The organism is Pseudacidobacterium ailaaui, from assembly GCF_000688455.1.
Classification (GTDB): domain Bacteria; phylum Acidobacteriota; class Terriglobia; order Terriglobales; family Acidobacteriaceae; genus Pseudacidobacterium; species Pseudacidobacterium ailaaui.
In genome coordinates, this window is sequence record NZ_JIAL01000001.1 from 2878238 (window position 1) to 2903781 (window position 25544).

16 protein-coding genes are annotated in these 25544 nt (G+C 54.4%); 12 read left to right on the forward strand and 4 right to left on the reverse strand.

Translation table 11 applies throughout. From position 1 onward, the window contains the following. Window positions 1-46 precede the first annotated feature (46 nt). The 6 genes from N655_RS0112925 to N655_RS18935 all read left to right on the forward strand — a co-directional run bounded on the left by N655_RS0112925 (window position 47) and on the right by N655_RS18935 (window position 9715). A complete protein-coding gene (locus N655_RS0112925; protein WP_026443321.1) occupies window positions 47-2041 on the forward strand; it encodes an alpha-1,4-glucan--maltose-1-phosphate maltosyltransferase in 1995 nt (664 codons plus the stop codon). A gap of 4 nt (window positions 2042-2045) precedes the next feature. Beyond that, window positions 2046-5330 (forward strand): maltose alpha-D-glucosyltransferase, encoded by a 3285-nt coding sequence (gene treS, locus N655_RS0112930; RefSeq protein ID WP_026443322.1) that lies wholly within the window; start codon window positions 2046-2048, stop codon window positions 5328-5330. 6 nt (window positions 5331-5336) lie between these two features. Next, a complete protein-coding gene (locus tag N655_RS19970; protein WP_049961424.1) occupies window positions 5337-6545 on the forward strand; it encodes a hypothetical protein in 1209 nt (402 codons plus the stop codon). Between the two features lie 15 nt (window positions 6546-6560). Further along, window positions 6561-7265 carry a mechanosensitive ion channel family protein gene (locus N655_RS0112940; RefSeq protein ID WP_026443323.1) on the forward strand — a complete coding sequence of 235 codons (705 nt, stop codon included), beginning with the start codon at window positions 6561-6563 and terminating at the stop codon, window positions 7263-7265. 63 nt (window positions 7266-7328) lie between these two features. Next, on the forward strand, window positions 7329-7844 hold the full coding sequence (locus N655_RS18930; RefSeq protein WP_081823718.1) for a MarR family winged helix-turn-helix transcriptional regulator: 516 nt from the start codon (window positions 7329-7331) through the stop codon (window positions 7842-7844). After that, a complete protein-coding gene (locus N655_RS18935) occupies window positions 7841-9715 on the forward strand; it encodes a chloride channel protein (protein WP_044934666.1) in 1875 nt (624 codons plus the stop codon). The genes N655_RS18930 and N655_RS18935 overlap by 4 nt, the downstream gene beginning before the upstream one ends. A gap of 36 nt (window positions 9716-9751) precedes the next feature. Here the strand turns inward: N655_RS18935 and N655_RS0112955 are convergent, their stop codons facing one another. Further along, window positions 9752-10021, reverse strand: a complete 270-nt coding sequence (locus tag N655_RS0112955; RefSeq protein ID WP_026443324.1) for a glutaredoxin family protein — start codon at window positions 10019-10021, stop codon at window positions 9752-9754. Window positions 10022-10187: 166 nt separating this feature from the next. On the opposite strand from N655_RS0112955, the gene N655_RS0112960 reads away from it, so the two are divergent. From N655_RS0112960 to N655_RS0112970, 3 genes are all read left to right on the forward strand, one after another. Further along, complete coding sequence (locus N655_RS0112960) at window positions 10188-11738, forward strand: APC family permease (RefSeq protein ID WP_026443325.1); 1551 nt, start codon at window positions 10188-10190, stop codon at window positions 11736-11738. 26 nt (window positions 11739-11764) lie between these two features. Then, complete coding sequence (locus N655_RS0112965) at window positions 11765-13309, forward strand: amino acid permease (RefSeq protein WP_026443326.1); 1545 nt, start codon at window positions 11765-11767, stop codon at window positions 13307-13309. Window positions 13310-13595: 286 nt separating this feature from the next. Beyond that, on the forward strand, window positions 13596-16856 hold the full coding sequence (locus N655_RS0112970; protein WP_238324729.1) for a TonB-dependent receptor: 3261 nt from the start codon (window positions 13596-13598) through the stop codon (window positions 16854-16856). Between the two features lie 48 nt (window positions 16857-16904). On the opposite strand, the gene lspA is transcribed toward N655_RS0112970, so the two are convergent. Both lspA and ileS read right to left on the reverse strand, forming a co-directional pair. Then, the gene (gene lspA, locus N655_RS0112975; protein WP_238324731.1) at window positions 16905-17402 is read right to left on the reverse strand and encodes a signal peptidase II; all 498 of its coding nucleotides are present in this window, start codon (window positions 17400-17402) and stop codon (window positions 16905-16907) included. 67 nt (window positions 17403-17469) lie between these two features. After that, window positions 17470-20343: an isoleucine--tRNA ligase gene (gene ileS / locus N655_RS0112980; protein ID WP_026443329.1), complete on the reverse strand. Its 2874-nt coding sequence runs from the start codon at window positions 20341-20343 to the stop codon at window positions 17470-17472. A 281-nt stretch (window positions 20344-20624) separates the two neighbouring features. Here ileS and N655_RS0112985 point away from each other — a divergent pair, with 281 nt between their 5' ends. Then, window positions 20625-21737, forward strand: a complete 1113-nt coding sequence (locus tag N655_RS0112985; protein WP_026443330.1) for an energy transducer TonB — start codon at window positions 20625-20627, stop codon at window positions 21735-21737. Between the two features lie 50 nt (window positions 21738-21787). Here the strand turns inward: N655_RS0112985 and N655_RS0112990 are convergent, their stop codons facing one another. Beyond that, the gene (locus tag N655_RS0112990; RefSeq protein WP_044934672.1) at window positions 21788-22531 is read right to left on the reverse strand and encodes a PIG-L deacetylase family protein; all 744 of its coding nucleotides are present in this window, start codon (window positions 22529-22531) and stop codon (window positions 21788-21790) included. A 96-nt stretch (window positions 22532-22627) separates the two neighbouring features. Here N655_RS0112990 and N655_RS0112995 point away from each other — a divergent pair, with 96 nt between their 5' ends. Both N655_RS0112995 and N655_RS0113000 read left to right on the forward strand, forming a co-directional pair. After that, window positions 22628-23506: a metallophosphoesterase gene (locus N655_RS0112995; protein WP_026443332.1), complete on the forward strand. Its 879-nt coding sequence runs from the start codon at window positions 22628-22630 to the stop codon at window positions 23504-23506. A gap of 68 nt (window positions 23507-23574) precedes the next feature. Next, window positions 23575-25527, forward strand: coding sequence for a peptidyl-prolyl cis-trans isomerase (locus N655_RS0113000; protein WP_026443333.1), 1953 nt, complete (start codon window positions 23575-23577; stop codon window positions 25525-25527). Window positions 25528-25544: the final 17 nt, after the last annotated feature.

Genomic DNA, 25544 nt, shown 5'->3' on the forward strand with positions numbered 1-25544 from the left:
GGCCCGATAACGCGGGCTGGGCCAAATTCTTCAGAACGGAAGGCGCATGGCAAAACCGAAGGACGGAAGACGGCGCGTCGTCATTGAGCATGTTTCGCCTGAGTTGGATGCAGGCAGATTTCCTGTCAAACGCACCGTGGGAGACGCCGTCGAGGTTGAGGCCGATGTTTTTGCCGATGGTCATGACCACGTGGCCTGCCGGGTGCTGTATCGCCATGAAGATGAGCGCAACTGGTCAAGTGTAAAGATGGAAGCCCGCGAGAATGACCGCTGGCACGCTTCCTTTGTGGTGACAAAAATTGGCCGTTACGTCTATACCATTGCTGGCCGCATTGATCACTTTGACACATGGCGGAGCGACCTGATGAAGCGTATTGAGGCTGGTCAGGACGTTGCACTGGAACTTCAGACGGGCGCGGTCCTGGTGGAACAGGCAGCCAAGCGCGCCCGGGGCAAAGAGGCGAACCAACTTCGGCGTTGGGCTGAAGTGCTGAAAGCCAGAAGCGACAGCCAGGAGGCCAAAACAGCCGCCCTCGATCCGGCGCTCGCGGAAATGATGGAGAGGTTCCCTGATACGTCTCTTGAAACCAGGTACGAAAGGGAGCTTCGAATTGTGGTAGATCGTGAAAGGGCCCGCTTTTCCTCCTGGTACGAACTGTTTCCGCGCTCCTGTTCTGCGGTTGCCGGCGTGCATGGCACGTTTGCTGATGTGGAAGCGCGACTGGAGTATCTTTCTCGATTGGGGTTCGATGTGCTCTATCTTCCGCCCATCCATCCCATTGGCCGGAGCTTCCGGAAAGGGAAAAATAACTCTGTAACGGCTGAGGTCGAAGATGTGGGAAGTCCGTGGGCCATTGGGGCCGAGCAGGGCGGCCACACGGCGATTCACCCACAGTTAGGCACGTTGGAGGATTTCCAGAAGCTGCTCCAAAGCGTAAAAAAGTTCGGAATGGAGATTGCCCTCGATATTGCTTTCCAATGCTCGCCGGACCATCCTTGGGTGAAAGAGCATCCAGAATGGTTCCGCAGGCGGGCGGATGGTTCCATTCAATACGCAGAAAATCCACCCAAAAAATATCAGGACATCTATCCCCTTAACTTTGAAAGCGAAGACTGGAAGGGTTTGTGGGATGAGCTGAAGAAAGTCTTTCTGTTCTGGATTGAGCAGGGTGTGCGCATCTTTCGTGTGGACAATCCTCATACCAAGGCCTTTCCCTTTTGGGAATGGGTGATTGAGGAGATCAAGTCAGTGTATCCGGATGTCCTTTTCCTGTCGGAAGCATTTACCCGCCCTCGCGTCATGGAGCGATTGGCGAAGCTCGGCTTTTCGCAGTCGTACACCTACTTTACGTGGAGAAATACAAAAGAAGAGCTTACGGCCTACATGCAGGAGCTGACGCTATCAGAAATGCGGGAATACTTCCGGCCCAACTTCTGGCCGAACACCCCTGATATTTTGCCAGAATCCCTGCAGAGCGGCGGCAGGCCTGCATTTCTGGCCCGGCTGGTACTGGCAGCTACATTAGGGGCCAGCTATGGGATCTATGGTCCGGCCTTTGAATTGTTGGAAAATACTCCCATCCGGCCGGGCAGTGAAGAGTATCTGAACTCAGAGAAGTATGAGCTGCGACACTGGGACCTGGATGCTTCGCACAGCATTGCGCCGGTGATTGAAAAAGTAAATCGTGCACGCCGAGAAAACCGCGCGCTTCAGGCATCTCACGCGCTTACGTTTCACGAGACAGACAATCCATATCTGATTTGCTACAGCAAGCAGAGCATGGATGGAAAGAACACGGTTTTGGTGGCGGTAAATCTAGATCCGTACCATGTTCAGTCTGGCTGGGTCACACTGAATCTGGAAAGGATGGGGCTTTTTCCGGACGAGCCTTTTCAGGTGCTGGACGAGCTGACGGGTCATCGCTACCTGTGGCAAGGTGCACGGAATTACATCGAGCTTTCGCCACAAACAATTCCGGCGCATATTTTCCGCGTTTTAAGACATATCCGTTCCGAAAAAGACTTTGATTATTACCAGTGAAGACATGAGTACGCCCACAGCACCATTGCATCTCAGCAAGCGCCCAGGAAGTGCCAGTGATCCCCTCTGGTATAAAGACGCGATTATTTATGAACTCCACGTACGCGCTTTCTATGACAGCAATAACGACGGCATCGGAGATTTCCCCGGACTGATACAAAAACTGGACTATCTCCAGGACCTTGGGGTGACGTGTCTGTGGTTATTGCCCTTTTTCCCCTCCCCTCTGCGTGATGACGGTTACGATATTGCAGACTACATGACCGTGCATCCGAACTATGGAACGCTTGAAGATTTTCAGCGCTTTTTACATGCAGCCCACGATCGAGGGATGCAGGTCATGATTGAACTGGTCATTAATCATACCTCTGACCAGCATCCATGGTTCCAGCGCGCTCGCCAGGCGCCGGCTGGCTCTCCGGAGCGCGATTTTTACGTCTGGAGCGACACTGATCAGAAATACAAAGACGCGCGGATCATTTTTACCGATACCGAAAAATCCAACTGGACGTGGGACCCTGTAGCGCAGGCCTACTACTGGCATCGATTTTTTTCCCATCAGCCGGACTTGAACTATGACAATCCGCTGGTAATGGAAGAAGTGCTGAAGATTCTGCGCTACTGGTTGGACATGGGTGTGGATGCACTCCGCCTGGATGCAATTCCTTACATCGTAGAACGCGAAGGTACCAACTGCGAGAACCTGCCTGAAACCCATGCCGTCATCAAGAAAATTCGCGCAGCCATGGATGAAGGTTATGCAAATCGCATGATTCTGGCCGAGGCCAATCAATGGCCGACAGATGTGCGGCCCTATTTTGGAGATGGCGACGAGTGCCATATGGCCTTTCATTTTCCCCTGATGCCGCGCATCTATATGGCCTTGAGGCAGGAAGACCGTCTGCCGATTACAGAAATTATGGCGCAGACTCCGGAGATCCCGGAAAGCTGTCAGTGGGGACTTTTCCTGCGCAATCACGATGAGCTGACGCTTGAAATGGTTACCGATGACGAGCGCGATTATATGTATCTGGCTTATAGTGCCGACCCCCGCATGCGCATCAACATCGGTATCCGGCGTAGGCTCGCCCCTCTGGTGGACAATAACCGCCGTCGTATCGAGCTGCTCAACAGTATTCTTTTTTCCTTTCCCGGTACGCCAATCATTTATTACGGCGATGAGATTGGCATGGGAGACAACATCTACCTTGGAGATCGCAATGGCGTGCGTACACCCATGCAATGGACCGCAGACCGCAATGCAGGGTTTTCCCGCGCCAATCCAGCACAGCTTTACAGCCCCGTCATTATGGATCCGGTTTGGGGCTATCAGGCGATCAATGTTGAGGCGCAGCATACGGACCCTTCGTCTCTGCTGAACTGGATGCGCAACATGATTGCGTTGCGCAAATTGTTCCCAGTATTCGGCCGAGGATCGCTCAAGTTCCTCCCCTCAGCCAATCGCAAGGTGCTGTCGTATGTACGACAAAATTCCGAGCAAATCGTGTTATGCCTGGCCAATCTTTCCCGTTTTCCTCAACCCGTCATGTTGGACCTTTCAGAATTTGACGGCATGATTCCAGTGGAAATGCTGGGTTATGTAGAATTTCCTCCTATTACAAAAACGCCCTATTCGCTGACCCTGGGCCCTTATGAATTTTTGTGGTTTGAACTGCAATCTGCACTGCTGCCGCTGGAAAGCAATGATTCCGGACCGGACAATGCGCTGATTGAGGTGGGAAATGATCATGACTGGAAGGCGATTCTGACGGGCGTCAACCTCGAAAAGCTGCGTTCCTCCCTTTTGCCGGAATATATCTCCAGGCAAAGATGGTTTGGCGGGAAGGCGAAACAAATACGTTCTGTGGCTGTTACAGACTGGGCCACTTTTGATGAGGGCCGTTCTGTTTGTCTGATGACTTCAGTCCGATATGACTCCGGAGATGAGGAATCCTATTTTGTTCCATTGACGCTGCTTTTTGAGGAAAAGGCCGAGGCCGTCCGCCAATCACACGGAAATGCAGTGGTTGCTCCCGTGAGAACAGCGAGGAAAGAGGGGGTCCTTTGCGACGCACTGCTCAGCGAGAGTGCCTCCTTTGCGTTGTTGCGGATGATCGATGACCGCAGCGTATCAGAATCTATGAATGGGGGGAGCATACGGGGATTTGCGAGCAATCTTTTGCCCTCCCTGATGACCTCGGGCGGGACATACATGTCGGCCCGCCTCAGTTCAGCAGAACAAAGTAATTCGTCTGTAATTTTTGGCGAACGCATGATCATGAAATGTTTTCGCCGTAGTGAGGTTGGTACGAATCCGGACACAGAGATATCAGCTTTTCTTACCGAACATACCGGGTTTCGTTCTATCGCACCATTTGGAGGATGGCTGGAATATGTCCGTCCGGATGGCGCACGGTCCACGCTGGCCATGCTCCAGGGTTTTGTCAGCAATGATGGAGACGGATGGACGTGGACATTAGACAGACTGGAGAAGTACTACAGATTTTGTGCGGAAAAGACAGATGAAGGCGCAGCGCTCGGGTTCATACGGCAGGATTATCTTGAAGCGGCGCAGAAGCTGGGTCAATTGACCGCCGCAATGCACAAGGCACTGGCCTCTTCTTTGGAAGACCCTGATTTTAAGCCAGAACTGATTACGCATTCTGAGATGGAAGAGATCAGCAAGCGATTTGCCGAGCGTGCCGCGCATACGATTGATTTGCTGAAAGCCAATCTGAGCAAACTACCGGAAGATGCACTGGAACTGGGCGGCATGGTCGCTGGGAGAAGGCGGAAAGCTCTGAGTAGTTTTCACCGATTGACGACCCTGCAGAGCCAGTGGGTCAAAACGCGTGTCCACGGCGACTATCACCTGGGACAAGTGCTTCATACGCAAGATGACTTTGTGGTCCTGGACTTTGAGGGAGAGCCGGCGCGAAGTCTGAGTGAAAGAAAAATGAAACAGCCGCCCTTGAAGGACGTGGCAGGTATGCTGCGCTCGTTCAGCTATGCAGCATGGTCGGGCCTTGCTCGTTCCACTTCAAGTCTACAGGAGTCACAGAGGCCGGAAGAATGGGCAAAACTCTGGATCCGGGTGGTATCGGATGAGTTTCTGCAAGCATATTTGGCAGAAATGGCAGGATCGGGTCTGCTGCCGCAAACCGAGCTGAAGAGCTTGTTGGATGCCTATCTTCTGGACAAGGCCCTTTATGAACTGAACTATGAGATGAATAATCGCCCAGACTGGGTGCGAATCCCTCTGATGGGGATTGCGGCTTTGCTGTCATAAAACGTCATGAACGAAGAACAAATTCCGCAACGCGAGCAGACAGTCATTACGGAGAGGGGAAACACTGTATTGCTAGGCATTACTGGCACAGTGGATCCAGCTGTCCTCAGGCAATTTGTCCAGCAGGCAGGAGCGGCCTCTGTTGGGCGATGGATTGTCGCAGCGCCAGGCCTTGAAGAGGCCCAGGTGGACGGCGCAAAACTTCGCAGTTACTCCATCTCTTCATCCGCCCCGGATCTCTTGCCGTGGGTCCATGCTTCCGCTGCGCAGCGCGCGCTTTGTTCCCTGGCGCTTCAGGAGCAGGCAGAGGTTTGCGTATTGCTGCACCATGATCTGCTATTGTTGCGGGAAGATGTCCTGCAGTTGATGGTGCAGCCGATCGTGGAGAAGCGTTGTGATGTGGTACTGCCTGTCTATGCAGCAGGCAAGTTTGATGCTCTGCTGAATCATGGGATCCTGGCCCCGCTCACGAGGTCTCTGTTTGGGCATAGGGTGCAATATCCCTTGCCTCTTGATTTCAGTTGCTCTGCGGAGATGTGTGCGAAATTTACAGTTCCTTCACTGACCACAGAATCCAGAGCGGAGGAGATCCTTTGGCCGGCAACTGTGGCGGCGGTCGCTGGCAAACAGTTCTGTCAGGTCCATGTTGATGTGAGTCACGGACGTCAGACCGATGGCATCGAGCTGCGTACTGCGCTGGCCAGCCTGGTAGGTTCCATCTTTCTTGAAATGGAAAAATATGCTTCTTATTGGCAGCGGGTACGAGCTTCGCGGCCTGCTCCGGTATGGGGCCAAGGGATCCATCAGGCGAAGGAAGAGGATGGTATCGACGTGAAGCCGCTGATTGATTCCTTCCAGCTCGGAGCACGGAATCTGCAGGAAATCTGGGGCCCTGTGTTGCCCCCGGTCACACTTTTTGAGCTGAAAAAACTCTCGCGCCTCAGACCGGAGGAGTTCCGTATTCCCGATGAACTGTGGGTGCGCATTGTTTATGACTTTGCGCTTGCGCATAGACTCCGCACTGTCAGCAGAAGTCACCTTCTGGGCGCGCTAACACCGCTTTATCTGGGATGGGTTGCATCCTACGTTCAGGAAGTGGCCGCTTTGTCTCCATTTGTGGCACAACAGCGGCTGGAACAACTGGCCCGGGTTTATGAGGAAAACAAACCTTACCTACTGCGCCGGTGGCGATGGCCAGACAGATTCAATCCATAGAAAGGATCGTGAGAAATGTGGCAACAGGTTGAACAATCCTTGCATGATTCCATGTGGCGCGTCTTTACGAAAGTGGCCACATTGTTGCCGGGCATCCTTGCCTTCCTGGTGGCACTGCTGATTTTTCTTCTGATTGCGTGGATCGCAGCAGCAGTGACCCGGCGCGTCCTTCTGGCCCTTGAATTCGACAAACGCACCTTGTCCACGGCAGGCGCGCTGAGTGAGCTCGCTCCACGCCAGACACCCACAGTGCTGGCTACGCGCGCTGTTTTCTGGGTATTTGTCATCATCGGCGTACTTCTGGGCGTTTCCGCCTTCGAGGCGGCATCTGCTGAGTCAGGGATTTCTGCATATGTTTTCGCCTATCTTCCTCACCTGATTGGCGCGGCTGTGCTCCTGTTCTTAGGCACGATCATCGGACGCTTCCTGGCACGCAGCGTATTGATTACTGCCGTGAACCTGAATCTGCAGTATGCGCGTCTGCTGGCCACCGGAGTGCGCTGGCTGATTTATGTGCTGACAGCCGCCATGGTGCTGGACCATCTGTCAATCGGGGGAGAGATCGTGCCTCTGGCCTTCGGTATCCTTTTTGGCGGAATTGTGCTGGCGCTTGCGCTTGCTGTCGGCCTGGGTTCGCGCGATCTGGTCAGCCGTTCGCTGGAAAGGGAAGCCGTGCGGCCCGACCAGCCTGCAACGGAAGAAAAGATCCATCACTTTTAAGTACAGAGAGATGGCTCTTTGCAGATATATCGTGATACGAGATAGTCGTGATACGATATATTCATGGTTTCTGCCACACAGCCGCAGGCAGCTTCCGCTTCCCGTGTTGAGGACAGTGGAGGGCCAAGGCCGGCCGGCCTAAGCGTAGAGCAATTTCAGCGTCTGGCCGAGTTCCGTTTCCAGCTCCGTCGCTTCCTGCATTTCAGCCATCTGGCCGCAGAAAATGCCGGATTGCGACATCAGCAATATCAATTACTCCAGTGTGTCTACGGCATGCCTGGGGAACTGGACCCGACCATTGCCAATGTCGCGGCGAGAATGTTGCTGAAGCACAACAGTGCGGTCGAGCTCGTGGACCGTACCATCGAACAGGGGTTGTTACGCCGCTGCCCTGATCCCACAGACCATCGCCGTATTCTGTTGCGAGTGACCTCGCTTGGCGAAAAGATACTCGCTTCTCTGGCGGATCATCATCTTCAGGAGCTGGAACAAACAGGGCCGGAACTCATCCGGGCACTGCGTCGAGTGTTGAGTATGAAACAGACATCTACCGGGGGAAAAAGGCCGGCACGGCAATGACAATCTCAGAAAAGGCCACAAACCCAGACAGGACTGTTTCTGCATTCCGCTCTCATCTGCGTGATTTCACGGCAGATCCTCGGATGCTTGTGCTTAGCGGACTGGCACTGGTGCTGGGCGGAGCAGGTTCCGTACTGGCATATCTGCTCCTGCATTTGATTTACGCGGCCACCAACCTGTTTTACTTTCATCGTCTGAGCTGGCAGTTTATCTCTCCTGCAGAAAACCATTTACACTGGCTTGCCGTCTTGGTCCCCGTGGCCGGAGGTGTCCTGATTGGCCTCATGGCCCGATACGGCTCAGAAAAGATTCGCGGGCATGGGATGCCTGAGGCTATTGAAGCCATTCTGATTCATGGCGCAAAAGTAGACGGGAAGGTGGCGGTCTTCAAACCGCTTTCGGCTGCAATTGCCATTGGATCCGGAGGTCCCTTTGGAGCTGAAGGCCCCATCATTATGACGGCAGGCTCGGTCGGCTCCCTGCTGGGGCAGCTGTTTAAATTGAGTGATGCCGAGCGGACCACCATGCTGGTCGCTGGGGCTGCTGCGGGCATGACCGGGGTCTTCTCCACACCGCTGTCGGCCGTTCTATTGGCAGTCGAACTGCTTCTTTTTGAGTGGAGGCCGCGTAGTCTTGTACCCGTGGCCGTGGCTGCAACAACGGCAGGTGTACTGCGTCGGCATCTGCTCGGGCCAGGACCGTTGTTTCCCATGTCACTGTACAACATGACGGTCGGTCCCCGCGCAGTCGCGGCGGCTCTACTTTTGGGTGTACTGGGAGGCCTGGCCGCTCTGCTGCTAAGTCGCGCCGTCTATGCGAGTGAAGACTTCTTTGAGGAGCACCTGCCGGTGCATTGGATGTGGTGGCCGGCAATTGGCGGCCTGGTCATCGGCTTGGGCGGATTGATTTTCCCGCGTGCTTTGGGTACTGGCTACGATGTCATCGACTCCCTGATCGCTGGCAACGCTGCATGGCAGCTGATTGCCGGCGTGCTGATTGTGAAAAGCATCATCTGGGCTTTTTCTCTGGGATCAGGGACATCGGGCGGCATTCTTGCCCCTTTGCTGATGATTGGCGGAGCTCTGGGCGCATTAGTGGGTCATGGTCTGCCTTTTATCCAGGTGGGAGCGTGGCCTCTGGTGGGAATGGCTGCGGTCCTTTCCGGGGCCATCGGATGTCCATTGACGGCCGCCGCCCTAAGCATGGAACTGACCCACAATTATGGTCTGATGCTGCCTTTACTGGCCGCCTCAGTGGCTGCACATGCCTTTACGGTGCTGTTCCAAAGACGCTCGATTCTCACAGAGCGGCTGAGCCGTAGGGGATATCATCTCAGCCGTGAATATAGTGTTGATCCATTGGAGATCATGACCGTGTCCCAGGTCATGCATTCCAGCGTTGTGGCCCTTCCTTCCGGAGCGCGCATCGGAGATGTCAAGCGGTGGATTGAAGACCGCAGGCCGGGGAAACCGGTCGAGGCAGGCAAGACCCGAAAGGGCCAAAGACTGTATCCGGTTGTCGATGAAAATGGAAAACTCCAGGGCATCGTGACACGGGCCATGCTTGAGCGATATGTTGCGACGCATCCCTCCGATTCTGCTCTGCCCTGGAAAGAGGCAGAGATTGCCTATCCGGATGAGACGCTGCGCTCCGTGGCCGAGCGCATGGCAGCCTTGAAGATTTTTGTATTGCCGGTCATCGAACCAGGCACTCGAAAAGTCGTCGGTATTCTGTCACTGGAAGATATGCTGCAGGCACGACTGCGCTCTCATGAACGCGAAACAAAACAGGAACGTATCAGAAAACTCCGGCTACCGTTCCGTACAGCGAACATACAGCGCGTCGAAGAAAGCATGGATGCGGCGGGTTAAGGCGGGTACGGAAAAAGACGACATTTTGAGGGGCTGTCAGCGCACGACTGTGAGTCCCAGCACTTCCCGCATCTCGTGATAAAGAAGCCCGTGCCCCGGGCGGTACGGCTGGAACCATTTTCCATCAATCACAAGCTGGGGAATGGCGCGTTTCCCCACGTGGCGCAAGACCTCTTCCGCCGCCCCGTCCACTGTTTCAATATCAATTTCAGTATAGGAAATTCCGTTTTCATCAAGAAAGCGCTTGGCTTCCCTACAGTCGCGGCACCAGGGTGCTGAATAGAGCAGAATCTGCATGTAGCACATCATACCGGCTAATAGGGACCTTTGGCATCTGGGCGGCGTCGGCTGTTTTACTTAGCGAGCAGTTCTGCAAATCTGGCAGATTGATTTTGCTGATACCATCATTGCCAAGGCCATTTCGTAAGAAAATGATGGCTAAGTCCTTATTTTTTCTGTAGAACATCAAGAAGTGAGCACAAGTACCCGGACCTCAACACAGACGCATTCCGCAGCTCCACATCTGGCGCAAAGACTTGGACTTTTCAGTTCGACGGCCATTGTAGTCGGCTCCATGATCGGGTCGGGAATTTTTATCGTTCCGAGTGAAATCAGCCGTGGAGTAGGTTCTCCCGCTCTCTTGATTGCGGCCTGGGTAGTCACTGCCGTGATGACAATGATCGGCGCACTCAGCTACGGCGAGCTTGCGGCGATGATGCCGACTGCGGGCGGACAATATGTGTATCTGCGAGAAGCATTGGGCCCCATGTGGGGCTTTCTTTTTGGATGGACGCTTTTTCTCGTCATTCAAACAGGAACCATTGCTGCCGTGGTGGTGGCTTTTGGTAAATTCCTTGGTGTTTTTGTGCCCGCAGTTTCGTCTTCCCACTGGCTGGTGCATCTGGGGCATGTTCCGGCCGTGCGTGTTGGCCCAATGGTCCTGGGCAATATGGAAATTGGACTGAACACAGCAAATCTGACCGGGATCATCATTGTGCTCTTGCTGACCGGGATCAACATTCTTGGGGTACGTCTGGGCGCGCTGGTCCAGAACATTTTTACGACCGCAAAAACAGCCGCCTTGCTGGGGCTAGTAGTGGTAGGGTTTTTGTTTGGCCGTAACCCGGCCGCCATAGCATCAAATTTCGGGGCTAACTTCTGGCAGAACGCTTCGTGGCACTCGCTGCATCCGGTTCAGGTGGGGGTGGGCGGCCCGATTGCCATGGTGGGACTCTTCGCCATTCTTGCCATTGTGCAGACCGGATCTTTATTTTCAGCAGATGCCTGGAACAATGTGACTTATACAGCAGGCGAAATCCGAGACCCGAAGAGGAATCTGCCGCTTTCTTTGGTGCTGGGAACGGTCATCGTCATTGCGCTGTATATCGCGGCAAATTTTGTGTACCTCTGCGCGCTGCCATTGCATGGGGACCCTAATGGAGCCACGGCGCTGTCGCGCGGCATTCAGTATGCCTCAGAGGACCGTGTGGCCACGGTGGTTCTGCAGCAGATTTTCCACCGCAGCGGGGCATTTCTAATGGCCGGGGCCATTCTGATTTCGACCTTCGGATGCGCGAATGGACTGGTTCTGGCAGGTGCCCGCGTGTACTATGCAATGAGTTGTGACGGGCTTTTTTTTCAGTCGACAAGCCGTCTGCATCCGCGCTTTAAAACGCCGATCTGGGCGCTGGTGATCCAGGCCCTGTGGACCTGCTTCCTGTGCCTGACTGGGTCTTATAGCCAGTTGCTGGATTACATTATCTGTACGGAACTGGTCTTCTACATTCTTACGATTTCCTGTCTGTATGTGCTGAGAAAGCGTCGGCCAGATGCCGAACGTCCTTACCGTGCGTTAGGATATCCAGTTCTGCCCGCGATCTACATTGTGATGGCGGCCTGGATCTGCATCATACTGCTGCGCTATAAGCCGCAGTACACGTGGCCAGGTTTGCTGATTGTTCTGCTGGGGATCCCGGTGTTCATGGTCTGGTCGCGCCGCAGGCAGGTAAGAATACAAGATTGATGTTTGGAAAGGGAAAGCGCTCGTACATGGCAAATCTGTTTGCAATCAAACCGCTCTCAAAGCTCAGGCAGGAAGCTGCTGAAGAGGGAGAGCATACCCTCAAACGTTCCCTTGGTCCGATTAACCTGATTACATTGGGTGTTGGTGCGGTCATTGGGGCGGGTATTTTTGTCCTGACTGGCCAGGCCGCCGCGCTCCATGCAGGACCTGCTATTGCCCTCAGCTTTGTCCTGGCCGGTGTTACGTGTGCCTTTGCCGGACTCTGCTATGCGGAATTTGCCTCTCTGATTCCGATTGCAGGGTCGGCCTACACTTACGGATACGCAACGCTGGGCGAACTCGTTGCATGGGTGATCGGATGGTGCCTGTGCCTGGAGTACGCGTTCGGCGCAGCAACCGTTGCCTCGGGTTGGGCAGGATATTTTCTGAGCCTGATTGAGCAGTTAGGGATTACACCCTCGGCTTCGCTTGCGCGCTTTACAACAACTTATGGCAATGTGATTTATCTCTATGACCATCGCTGGATGCCGAAAGCATCTCTGCCCCCGGGAGTAGACTTCACGGGACTTCCGCATGTAACGGGCCTTTTTAACATTGTTGCCTTCGTTGCCATTGCCGTAGTGACGATGGTCCTGGTGATTGGCATCAAGGAATCGGCCAACCTCAATTCTGCCATTGTGTTTGTAAAAGTTGGCGTGGTAGGCATCTTTCTTGTGCTGGGCATCGGATATCTGCTGCAACACCCTGATTTGGCACGGATGAATTGGCACCCGTTTATTCCTCCGAAGCAGGGACCGGGACAGTACGGGATAAGTGGCATCGCAGCTGGGGCGGCCTCCATCTTCTTTGCCTATATCGGATTTGATGCTGTTTCCACTGCTGCTCAGGAAGCCAGAAACCCGCAACGGGACATGCCGATAGGTATTCTCGGCTCTCTCGTCATCTGCACCATTCTCTATATTGCTGTATCACTCACCCTGACAGGACTTGTCAGCTACAAAACCCTGAATGTGGCCGAGCCGGTCGCCATTGGAATTGACGCTACCGGAGTGCGGTGGGGTGGCATCCTGGTGAAGATTGGCGCTGTGTTCGGCCTGGGTACGGTCATGCTGGTGATGTTGCTGGGACAGTCGCGTGTCTTTTATTCGATGTCGCGGGATGGTTTGCTGCCGAAGTGGGCGGGGGCCATTCATCCGAAATTCCGCACGCCCTGGATTTCCAATATTGTTGTAGGCACAATTGTTGCATTTCTGCCTGCACTGCTCCCGATTGATAAGCTGAGCGCCATGGTGAACATGGGCACATTGCTGGCCTTTGCAATCGTCTCCGCGGGTGTATGGATTCTGCGCGTTCGCCAGCCTGAACTGGAACGCCCATTCAGGACACCTCTTGTTCCTATTGTGCCGATTCTGGGAATCGCCAGCGCCCTGTATCTGATTGCGAGTCTGCCCACGCTCACCTGGATTGTCGTCAGTATCTGGCTGGTTATCGGCCTGATTATCTATTTCACCTACTCCACAAAGCACAGCAAGGTGCAGAAGTTTACTCCTGCAACGACCGCAGGCAAATAAAAAACGCCCTGGATTGGTTGTCATCCAGGGCGCATTTCTTTACATAGACAAACGGTTTGTCTCACCTTGACGGCAGAGAGCACCATTGTGAAACGGAAAAACCTGCCCATATAATGGCCAGTGAAATGAGGGGTGGCCATGTTTCGCCCTCCCGCTAAAAAAAACAGAAGGCTGGGCTTTTTCCGAGGTGAGGCGTATACATCCTATCAAGCTGGTACTTTTGCTGGCCATCAGCATTTTTCCTTTCGCATTTGCACAAACAAGCTCTTTTGCATGGAGAGGTGTGGTGCGCGGAGAGGATGGCTCCCCAGTCAGTGGGGCCGTACTTACACTCACCGGGACAGGTCATGACTACACCGCCGTCACCGCGACGGATGGAAGGTTTTCCGTACAGGGGCCAGAGCCGGAAGAATATCGGATTTCTGTACAGATGAGCGGGGCCAGGTTCAGCAGCAATGCGTCCATCCTGCCTCAAGCTGGTCTGCCCGTTGTCATCGTCCTGCAGAACAACGGGACGCTGTCCATTGTTCCGCAGGCTGCCCACCAGGAGGCCACCGGAGGCGAGCAGCTTTCCAGCAAGACCGTCAGCGAGCTTCCGCTGAATAAAAGGGACTTCAGCCAATTACTTCTTCTTGCCGCCGGTACCATGACCGACGTAAATGGGGCCACCAATTTCACGCAGCAGTTTGCCATTAACGGCCAGCGCGGCGTGGAGGCGACTTTCGCCATGGATGGCGCAGATATCAGCGACCCGGAAATGGGTGGTGGCACCTTCACCAACTTTAACGTGGATGCCGTCGAACAGATCGAATCCAGTTCAGGATGGATGCCGGCAGAGATCGGCAGAGGAGCTGCGGGCTTTACCAACATCATTACGCGGTCCGGCCAGAGTGGCTTTCATGGATCGTTCTTTGAATTTCTCCGCAATTCGGCCCTTGATGCGCGGAACTACTTTGATCATCCGCCACATGGTCGGATTCCGCCTTTTCGCAGAAATGAGTTTGGATTTACGAATGGCGGTCCCGTGGTCTTGCCCGGAATTTACGACGGTCGCGGAAAGACCTTTTATTTCGGAGAGTACCAGGGCTTCCGGCAGGTGCTGGGGACGACACAAGTACTTGCTGTTCCTACCGCGGAGGAGCGGTCCGGTATCAATGCAACTGCCTATCCCGGCGATGTGTTGTATGTTCCCGTGGATGCGCAAATTGCACGGGTCCTGGCCCGATACCCCTTACCGAATTACGCCGCGGGGCCATTTGGTGAACACACCTTTGCAACATCCTCCAATGTGTCCACCAATGCCGACCAGTTTTCTGTCCGGATTGATCAAAAGATCGATGAGAAGTCCAGTATCTTTGGACGATTTACATATGACAATTTGAATGGACCCACTACAAACCCAGACGAAACTGCGATCGATCCCAGCTTTGCTGTGGAATACACAGACCGGCAGCGCAACGCCGTGCTGACTTATACACGCACCGTCTCACCACATTACTCTTTTGAATCTTCCATCAGCTTTACTCGCACCACCCCCTCCTTTCCTACACCGAACCATACAGATCCAGCGGTGAAATTTAATGATGGGCTCTTCCAGGCATTCAATTCTGCCGGGGGGTCTGTGATGACTGCCTTTGGGAATCTCTTTCAGGCGCGTCAGAATTTCTCCTTGATCGCAGAAAACCATACTTGGAAATGGGGTGGAGAAGTCCGTCTCAATCGCGATACCACTTATTTTGGAGTGAGTGTGAATGGCGAGTATGACTTTGGCGGCGGTGTCGTGTACTCTCCGGTGGAAATTCATTCCCAGAGTGGCACTCATGAGATTCATCCCGGAGATCCCCTGCCCGACACGCTGACCGCACTGCTCACCGGCAGTCCTTTTTCCTACAATGTGGCGGTGGCGCCCCCTTATTTTTCAAGCGGACCTCATATCGGTCCTGCTGCGATTAACCGAAACAATTTTTCCGTTTACGTGCAGGACACATGGAAGATTTCCGACCGTTTTACACTCGACTATGGCTTGCGCTATGAGGTGTACGCACCCATTGCAGAACGTGCCAAGCGCACCTCAGGGTTTCTGAATGTGAATGGAATCCAGCGTTTTGTGGTGAATCCGCAGCCGGCATATCAGACGAATGCTAACGGCCTGGGACCGCGTGTACAGCTCGACTGGTTGATGACAACCAAGACCCATCTGCGGGTTGGGGGAGGCATCACGACGATTCCGCCCAACATCTGGCAGGACAACTCACTGACCGGTTCGACGCCATTCGTGATCTACCCACACCTGAGCGTCACAAAAGGAGCGCAGCTGCATTATGGTTTTCAGATTACGCCTGACCAGCTGCCTCATGCCTATTCACTTTCGGGACAAGACATTTTTGCCAGCGGAGACACCAAGAAGGTCCCTGCAAATACGATCTTTGATGTAGACCGTTATGAACGGGACATGGCTGCGCTTTCTCCCGCGCACCAGATTGTGCCGCTGAACCTTGGCGGGATCGACCGTTCCTTCGGCAATGGCTATCTGGAAACCTGGACTCTGGGAATTGAGCGGCAACTGGGAAATCTTACTGCCAATCTTGGATATGTGGGGACTGCCGGAGTCAAGCTGCCGCGTATGAATTATCCCAATGCGTTTCCAGGAGCAACGCCAGAATTTGCTCCCCACACCCAGTTTGATGGTGAGGGAAATGTGACTGGCGGCTTTGGGGTAGAGACGGTCGTGGATGATACCTCGCATTCGACCTATCATGCTTTGCAGGCCTCGCTTCAGGGTACAGTGCAGCATGGAGGGCCGGGAGTTCAGGCCAGTTATACGTGGTCAAAGTCGCTGGATGATGTGAGTACCGTTATCGGCGGAGGCACTGGATCTACAGGCGCAGCTGTGCAAACCGCCCCCCAGGATCCCTTCAATACGCGAGCGGAGAAGGGCCCTTCCACTTTTGATGTGGCCCACTCGTTTAACCTGAGCGTCGCGCAAGACCTTCGTCTGGATGCGGTGGAATGGCTTCATCCCGTGACGAAGAAGCTCACTGCAGGATGGCAGCTTCTGAGTGTGTCAGGAATCAGCAGCGGGGCCCCATTCACCGTGTATTCAGGCATTCAGCAGACGGGTGCTGGATCGAATGGAGCAGACCGCCCAGACCAGATCGCAAAGCCACATCTCTCTACCGCGCGCAAAGTCCGCGAAGATTACTTTGGACTGGGAAAAAACAACGCATCGTTTTTTGTGATTCCGATCCATCTGCCCGGAGGATCTGGGCCAAACAGCGGCCGATTCGGACTGCTTGGACGCAATACATTCCGTGGTCCTGCTTATTACAATTATGACTTTGCGCTGATCAAGAACACTCCCTTCGGCACACGGCAGAGTGGAAGTGAGGTCATGGACCTTCAGTTTCGTGCGGAATTTTTTAATCTCCTGAACATCGTAAATATGGGCCTGCCGGCAAACACACTCGCTGGCACAGGTTTTGGAGAAATCAACAAAACCGCAGGGAACTCGCGGCAGATACAGTTCTCACTGAAGTTGATTTATTGACCTGTGACGGAAGTTCCATTTCAGGATTGCCGTCTGAGGATCGCACGCTTATTGTTTTTTTGAAAGCAGGGAATCAAGCAGGATGAGGACTGCACCACAGGAAATCGCAGAGTCAGCGACATTAAAGTCAGGCCAGTGGTAACTCCAGTGTCCGAAATGTAGCTGCACCAGAAGAAAGTCCGTGACTACGCCATAGCGAAGGCGGTCCCAGACGTTTCCGATAGCACCGCCCAGAATCAGTGACAGAGCAAAGTTGACTGCCGAAAGGGGGCGTCTTTTGGCCAGGAAATAGACGAGGATCGCCAGAGCAGCAGCAAGCGAGAAGCTGATGAGCATCCAACGCGTACGCTCCGGCGAAGCTGAATTAGAAAAGAGGCTGAAGGCAGCACCCGGGTTGAGAACATGTGAAATCCAGAACCATCCCGGCACAACGGTCTTCAGATCCCCCTCCGGAATATGTCTTGTAACCAGAACTTTCGTCCAGCGGTCCAGCGCGATGATGAATGCGGCAATCAGCAGGAGGATGCCGCGACGGTCTTTATTCAAGCTCAGGTCCTTTTTTAGAGAAAAATGGGCCAAAATTTCCGGAAATCAGTTGCATTCCAAATGTGCCTTACACACTTACAGTTTGCTGATACCCCATCTGTTCCAAAGCCTCTGCACAGCGGGCACAGACCTTGGGCCATACGCCAAAGGGGGCCACATCCAACATGAAATTCCAGCAGCGCTCGCACTTTGTGCCATCGGCAGGCAAAGTTGTTACCTCCACCGCAGCGGCGGGTCCGGGCTGGATTTCTACCTGAGAGACATTGAACAGCTCTTTCAGACTGGATGCATAGGTTTTCAGGAGCACCAGAGTATCTGTGTCCGCGGCAATCCGGATTTTCGCTTCCAGCGATTTGCCAATCCGCTTTTCTTTGCGCGCCTCTTCAAGACTTCTCAAGACCTCATCGCGTACTGTAAAGAGCTTCTTCCAGTCATCCAGCAGCTCAGGATGGGCCGGAGCAATCTGGTCTGGCGTATAAAAATGTGTCAGATGAACACTGGAAGGCCGGCCTTCTGACCGTGGCAGATATTGCCAGACCTCATCTGCCGTAAGGCTCAGAATCGGGGCGACCATGCGCACCAACGCTTCAGCAATTTTCCACAGGACCGTTTGCGCGGACCTGCGGGCGAGACTGACTGGGGCGAAAGTGTACATACGGTCTTTCAGAACATCAAGATAGATGGCGCTCAGGTCCACAATGCAGAACTCATTGATGGCATGGTAAGCACGATGAAACTGAAAGTCCCCATACCATCCACCCTTGCCGTCCTGGCCACACACTTTTTCCGCCAGTTCTCGCGTGCGTACCAGGATGTACTGGTCCAGCGGCAACAGGTCTGCATAGGGTAGTGCGTGTTCAGCCGGGACAAATCCATGCAGGTTGCCCAGCAGAAAGCGGAAGGTGTTGCGCAGCTTGCGATAGTTGTCCGCAATACGCTGCATAAGATTTTCGCTGGCCGCAACATCCTCTCGGAAGTCAACCGAGGCCACCCACAAACGCACCGTTTCAGCTCCCAGGCGATTGGCGATGTCCACAGGGTCCACCACATTGCCCAACGATTTCGACATCGCGCGGCCCTGTTCATCCAGGGTCCAGCCTGAGGTGCCCACCATCGTATACGGCGCCTGGTGCTTTTCACTGACTGCAACCGATGTAAGCAGGGCAGTATGGAACCAGCCGCGGTATTGGTCTCCCCCTTCAAAGTAAAGATCGGCAGGTGGAGCAAGGTCGGGTTCGGCCTCAAGCACGGCGTGCCAGCTAACGCCGGAGTCAAACCAGACGTCAAGAATGTCCATCTCTTTGCGGAAACTTTTGGAGCCGCACCGGCATTTGGTTGCCGCAGGTAGAAGTTCTTCCACCTCGCGCGTGTGCCAAACTTCTATCCCTTCCTCTTCAATCAGAGTAACCAGGTTGCGATTCAGCGCCGGGTCTTTCAAGGGCTCATGGCACTGATTGCAGAGAAAGACCGCAATCGGAACCCCCCAGATACGCTGGCGTGAGATGCACCAGTCGGGACGGGTTTCAATCATGTTCGCGATACGGTCTTCGCCCCAGGCCGGGTCCCACTGAATATGATTTCGGATTTGGTCCAGAGCCAGCTGGCGGAAAGTGGTCCTCGTCCCATCAGCCTTCAGCATCGGCGTATCGATGGCGATGAACCACTGTTCCGTCGCCCGGAAGATGACCGGGTTGTGGCAACGCCAGCAATGCGGATAAGAATGATAAATTTCGTTACGGCCTAACAGGACGCCGCGCGCTTCCAGCAGTTGAATGATGGGACCATTGGCCTTGAATACCGATAGGCCATCATATTCTGGCAGCCCATTCCGGAGACGGCCCGCGTGATCAACATTGCAGGCCTGGTCTAATCCATATTTTGCCCCGGTGTAGAAGTCGTCGGCTCCATGCGCCGGCGCCGTGTGGACTGCGCCCGTGCCCTGGTCCGTAGTGACGTAATCGGCGAGGACGCCGAGGATGCTGCGGTCGAGAAACGGGTGCTGAAAGGTAGCGTACTCCAGCATTTTCCCTTTAAATCGCGCGATTTCTCGTGCATCTGCCAGTTTGCAATTGTCACGTACCGACGGGGCCAGCGCAGCAGCCACGATATAGACTTGACCGGCCTGTTCCAGCCCGACATACTCCAGCTCCGGGTGAAAGGCAACCGCCAGCGATGCAGGCAGCGTCCAGGGAGTCGTCGTCCAGATGATGGTCGAGACCGACTTCCCGGCCAGTGTAGGATCAATGCCTGCCGGATCGCTGGTGAGTGCATATTTCACGTAAACGCTGGGGCTGGTATGCATCTCATATTCAATTTCTGCGTCTGCCAGTGCCGTGCGATCGTGGATGCACCAATAAACGGGCTTCAGGCCTTTATAGACAAAACCCTGCTCAAAGAACCGGTAGAAAATCTCAAGAGTTTTTGCTTCGTACTGTCGGGACATGGTGAGGTAAGGCTTCTCCCACTGCCCGAAGACACCCAGCCGGACAAACTGGCTTGTCTGGAGGTCCACATACTTTTGCGCATATTCACGGCAGGCACGCAGAAATTCAGTGGAGGACATCTCCAGCTTTTTGCGGCCAAATTGTTCGTCCACTTTGATTTCGATGGGCAAGCCATGACAATCAAAACCGGGAATGTAAGGGGCATCAAACCCCGCCATTGTTTTTGATTTGACGATAAAGTCCTTCAGGCACTTGTTCAGCGCGTGACCCAGGTGGATCGGCCCGTTTGCATAAGGCGGCCCATCATGCAGAAGATAACGCGGGGAGCCTTTCCTTTCTTTGCGGATCTGGGCGTAAAGATTTTCCTCGGCCCATTTTTTCAGACGGAGAGGCTCGTTCTGAGGCAGATTGGCCTTCATGGGGAAATCAGTATGCGGCAGCGTCAGGGTCTCCTTGAGCGCAGGGTACGGGCTGCCGGATTCAGGTTTGGAGGACATTCCTTCTCCCAGGGGAAAATATTTGATAAAGGTAAAACAATATTGTATCTGTTTAAGGACGTAACTTTGTGATGCTTCCATCGTCTATATTGGAAGAATCAGGCCGGTGACAGGGCGGCGCAGCAAGTAGCAACTTCCGCGTTCCGCTCAAAAAACAGAGTAGAAGGTGTTCCGCTGAAGATGACAGCAGGAAAAGAACTTTCAAGACAAGCGGCACACACGTCGTCCATAATGGAGAGATACGGTCGGGTACATGCTTTTTCCCCTGACTGTGAAGTGCTATGGGCAATCAGGTTTTGACACCTCCGGAACTGGAGCCAGGAAAAAGCCGGCCTCAGGAAGAAGAGCCAGAACTTCTTATCGAAGCTGACGGCTCTATGTGGCAGTCTCTTCTGAGGAACCTGCGCGACGCCTTTTCTGCCAAGCAGCCTCCACTGCAGTTGACTTCAAAACCCGACACAAACGGGGAGTTGGTGGAGACCATCGAAGAAGAGCCCATCTGGAAATCTCTCTGGGCCAATCTCCAGGACGCCCTCTTTCCCAAGAAGCTCCCACCACTGGAGCTGACCTCCAAGCCGGCCGAAACAACTGCGCTGCTGAACATAAAGCGGGACCCGAAATCCAGTGCCTATTCAATCCTTGCGCACGCCCTGGTCATCGGTTTGATTGTGCTGGCCATCATCGAAATGCGGATCCACGCCAAACCCGTACAGAAGACCCAGGTGACCGCAGTGGACGTATCTCCCTACATTCCGATGGCCCCGGCGAAGGACGTCATGGGTGGCGGCGGTGGCGGCGGAAACCACGAACTGGTGGATGCTTCGAAGGGCAAGTTGCCGAAGTTTGACAAGCAGCAGATTACTCCACCCCAGAAACTGCTGGTGGACAAACCGAAGATCCCGGTGCCCCCGACTGTTGTCATGCCCAACATCAAGATGCCGGACACCAATATGCCGAATCTAGGCATCCCGCAATCCAGCCAGGTTGCGTTGGCGTCTCAGGGGCAGGGGGCAGGTTCGGGATTTGGCAGAGGGAGTGGTGGCGGCCTCGGTCCTGGGAACGGAAACGGTATCGGACCTGGCTCTGGTGGCGGCACGGGTGGCGGAATCTATCATCCGGGTGGAGGTGTCTCTGCCCCGCAGGTGATTTATGCACCTGATCCGGAGTTCTCTGACGAAGCCCGCCGGGCCAAATATCAGGGCATCTGTGTTGTCGCTCTGATTGTCGATGCGCAGGGCAACCCGCAGAATGTGCATGTTGTCCGTCCGCTGGGTATGGGGTTGGACGAAAAGGCCGTTGAGGCGGTCAAGCAATATAAATTCAAGCCTGCGATGTTTCAGGGACATCCGGTTCCAGTGGAAGTAAACGTAGAAGTAAACTTCAGAATCTACTAGGAACCGAGAGTTGTATCCAGGTGCTGGAGAAATGCGTAAGGGCTAAAGGGCTAGTCCTCCGTCACCCCTGCAAACAACCCCGTATCTTCCAGCAGGTCCTTGCTTTTCGACGCTGCCAGCAGGTACCGCTCATATCCGAAGGCCTTGTCGATAAAGCTGCTGACGCGCTCAAGCACTCCATGCTGGGTCACATGCTGGCGGAAAGCTTCTATTTTCTTTTCCTTCCACTTACCTAATTCCAGAGTGAGCGAATGTGGCACACGCGCTGTATCGGCGCCTTCGTTTGATTGGAATACGGAGATGAATGGCGGGCTGGAGTAGTAGAGCTTCTGCGGAGCATAGGGCGGCCCGGCGTCGGGAAAGATCGCGCTGCGTGCTGCCCAATGGAAGGCCGCCGTTGTCGCCAGAGAGACAACCGTATGGTCCCGATGCAGGTTGACGCCTCCCTCTCCGCCAAAGGTGAGTACGACATGAGGACGAAATGCCCGTACTTTGGCCACCAGAACCGCCACCAGCTCAAAAAAGTCCTGCCGGTCGAGCGCTCCGTCTGGAAAATGCATCACCTCGGAATGGGTGATACCCAGAACCTTCGCCGCCGCGGCCATCTCCTGCCTCCGGATCCGCGCCAACTCTTCATCGCTGGTGCCCTCGCCGCGAAAACTGCCCGCAGACCCTTCGGTCAGGCACACGACGCTGGTCAGGGCACCCTGGGCATGGGCCAGCAAAAGAGCACCTCCGAAAGCGCCGCTCTCGTCATCCGGGTGCGCTGTGACACATAACAGGCGATATGGCAACTTTATGCTCCTGGATTTTCTCTGTTGCGGAACTCTTAGTGTAACGAAAGCGCAAAATGGGTTTCTTGTTGTGAATCCTGCCAGTATCATTATGTAATGGGCGTTATAACGCTTGAAAAGAAGCCCGTTCTTACCCGCCGCCGTTTCCTTGGACTCTCCGCCCTGTCTGCTGCCGGGTTGGGGCTTTACGCTGGTGAAATTGCGCGCCACGAGATTGATGTCGTCCCTCTCACCATCAGGATTCCGGGCCTGCCGGAGGTCTTTCGAGGCTTTCGCCTGATACAGATTTCTGACATCCACATCATGGAATTCACCGAGCCCTCCTTCCTTCGGCTGGTTTTACATCAGGTAAATGCCCTGAAGGCAGATCTGGTGGTTCTGACAGGCGATTTTGTGAGCTATGGACCCATCCAGAGTAAACGGGCGGTCCAATGGGCCTATGAATGCGGTCAACTGTTGACACATGTTCATTGCCAGGTGCGGTATGCCATTCTGGGAAACCATGACGGAGTGGTGGGGCAGGAGGCAGTCACCGACGCGCTGACCACACATGGAATTCCAGTGCTGGCGAATGAATCCATCCCGATGGAGCGCGAAGGAAAGCGCTTCTGGCTGGCCGGTACGACAGACGCACTTGAGGGAAAGCCAAAGCCGGACTTCGTCAAGGCCTTTCCCAAGACGGCGAAGGCGGATGGCGAGCCTGTCATCCTTCTGGCCCATGAGCCGGATGTGGCCCCGGAAGCCGCAAAGCATGGGTACCAACTCATGCTTTCCGGCCACACTCATGGTGGACAGGTACGTCTTCCCTTTGTGCCCCCTGTGTATCTTCCGCCGCTGGGAAAAAACTATCTTGCGGGGCATTTTCAGGTAGGCCCGATGCAGCTTTATGTCAATCGAGGCATTGGCGCGGTGGGGGTCCCATTCCGGCTGAATTGCCCCCCTGAGATTACCGTCATCACGTTGGAGACGGCCTGAGGAAGATGCCTGCTGATTTATAATCAATCCGATACTCACGTTCCTACAGCTAAAGGCCGCAAGCATTCATGATTCGTTTCCTTCAAAAAGACAGCCGCATCGTCAAATGGATTTTTATTGTCATCATCGCTGTTTCCTGCATCACGATGGTGATCACACTCGTTCCTGGTATCTTCAGCGATACCACGACAGGTTCTGATACGTACGCCACCATTCGCAGCGGCGGGGTCTTCGGGCGTTTTTTTGGCTCGGGAGATCAGGTCCCGATGCAAGATGTGCAGATGATTGCGCAACGGATGATGCAGCGTCAGCAGCTTCCTGACTTTGTGCTGCCATACATGGTGCAGCGCGTCGGCCAGGGGCTGATCCAGCAGCATATTGAGCTGGAGGAGGCCCGGCGTCTGGGAATCCATGTGACAGACGACGATCTGCGGAATTTCCTGCATACAGGGATGTGGGGACAGGTGCTGTTTCCGAATGGCCAATACATCGGCGACGACCGATATGCCAGCCTGGTCTCTGAAAACTTTGGGATTTCCCGCGAAAAATTTGAGAGTGAGCTTAAGAAGGAGCTGACGGAGCAACGTCTGCGGGCATTGATTACAGCTGGTGTCACGGTTTCCGACCAGCAGGTACGGGATGCTTATACGCAGCAGGCCACCAAAATCAAGTTTCAGTATGCAGTGCTCAGCGCCGACGACCTGCGCAAGCAAATCAATCCTACTGACACTGAGCTGCAAGCCTTCTTTAAGCAGAATGCTGCGCGCTATGCCCGGGCCATTCCGGAGAAGCGCAAGATCGAATATGTTGCTTTTACCACAGCCAATCTTCCCGGAGGAGCGCCTCAGGTTACGGACGCGGAGGTGCAGCAGTACTATAACCAGCACCAGAGCGAGTATCACGTAGACGACCAGGTCAAAGTCCGTCACATTCTGATTAAGGTGGATCCAAATGCCGATGCCAAAGCTGATGCTGCGGCAAAGCAGAAGGCAGAAGACATTCTGAAGCAGCTGCACAATGGTGCAAACTTTGCCGACCTGGCCAAGAAATATTCAGATGATCCTGGCAGTAAGGACCAGGGCGGGGAACTTGGGTTTATCAAGCACGGTGTAACGGTCCCGGAGTTTGACAAGGCCGCCTTTGCATTGCAGCCCGGGCAGATTTCGGATCTGGTCCGCACCAAATACGGTTATCACATCATTCAGACTGAAGAGAAGCAGGCGGCCCATACCCGTCCCCTGGATGAAGTGAAGCCGGAAATTGTGGCGATGCTCACGCGCCAGAAAGAAGCCCAGGCCGAGCAGGCATTTGCAAATCAGCTTGCTCAGGAAGCCCAGAAGAGCGGGCTGGAAAAGACGGCGCAGGCGCATCACCTGCAGGTGGTCACCACCGACTACCTGGAACAATCTGCCATTGTCCCGGGGCTTGCCGATGGCTCCCAGCTCCTGAGCAGCGCGTTTTCCGCCAAACCTGGATCGGCACCTCTGGTAGCATCCATCGGAGACGGATATGCCGTTTTCCAGGTGAAGGACATTCAATCCGCCCATGCCCCTACGTTTGAGGAATACAAGTCGCATGTGCTGGACGACTACCGGGACGAGCAGCTGCCCCAGTTGCTGGCCCGTAAGACGAATGAACTTGCCGACAAGGCCCATGCCGAGAACGATCTCGAAAAGGCAGCGAAGGAAGTCGGGGCCACGGTCAAGACCAGTGATCTGGTGGGCCGCGATGCTCAGGTACCTGACGTAGGACAGCTTTCCTCCGTGGCCCCTGGACTCTTTGATCTCACTCCAGGGCAAATCAGCAAGGCCATCAACACCGGCCGTACAGGAGTCGTCGCCAAACTGCTGGACAAGCAGCTTCCTACTCCGGACGACATTAAGAAAAACTTTGAATCTACGCGCGATGCTTTGCTGAACCAGCAGCGGGACCAGATGTATGAAGTTTTTCTTTCCAGCCTGATGGAAAAGTATGAAAAGGAAGGCCGCATCCGGATCAACCGGCGAGTGCAGCAGTCCTAGCAATCTGAATGAAGGCA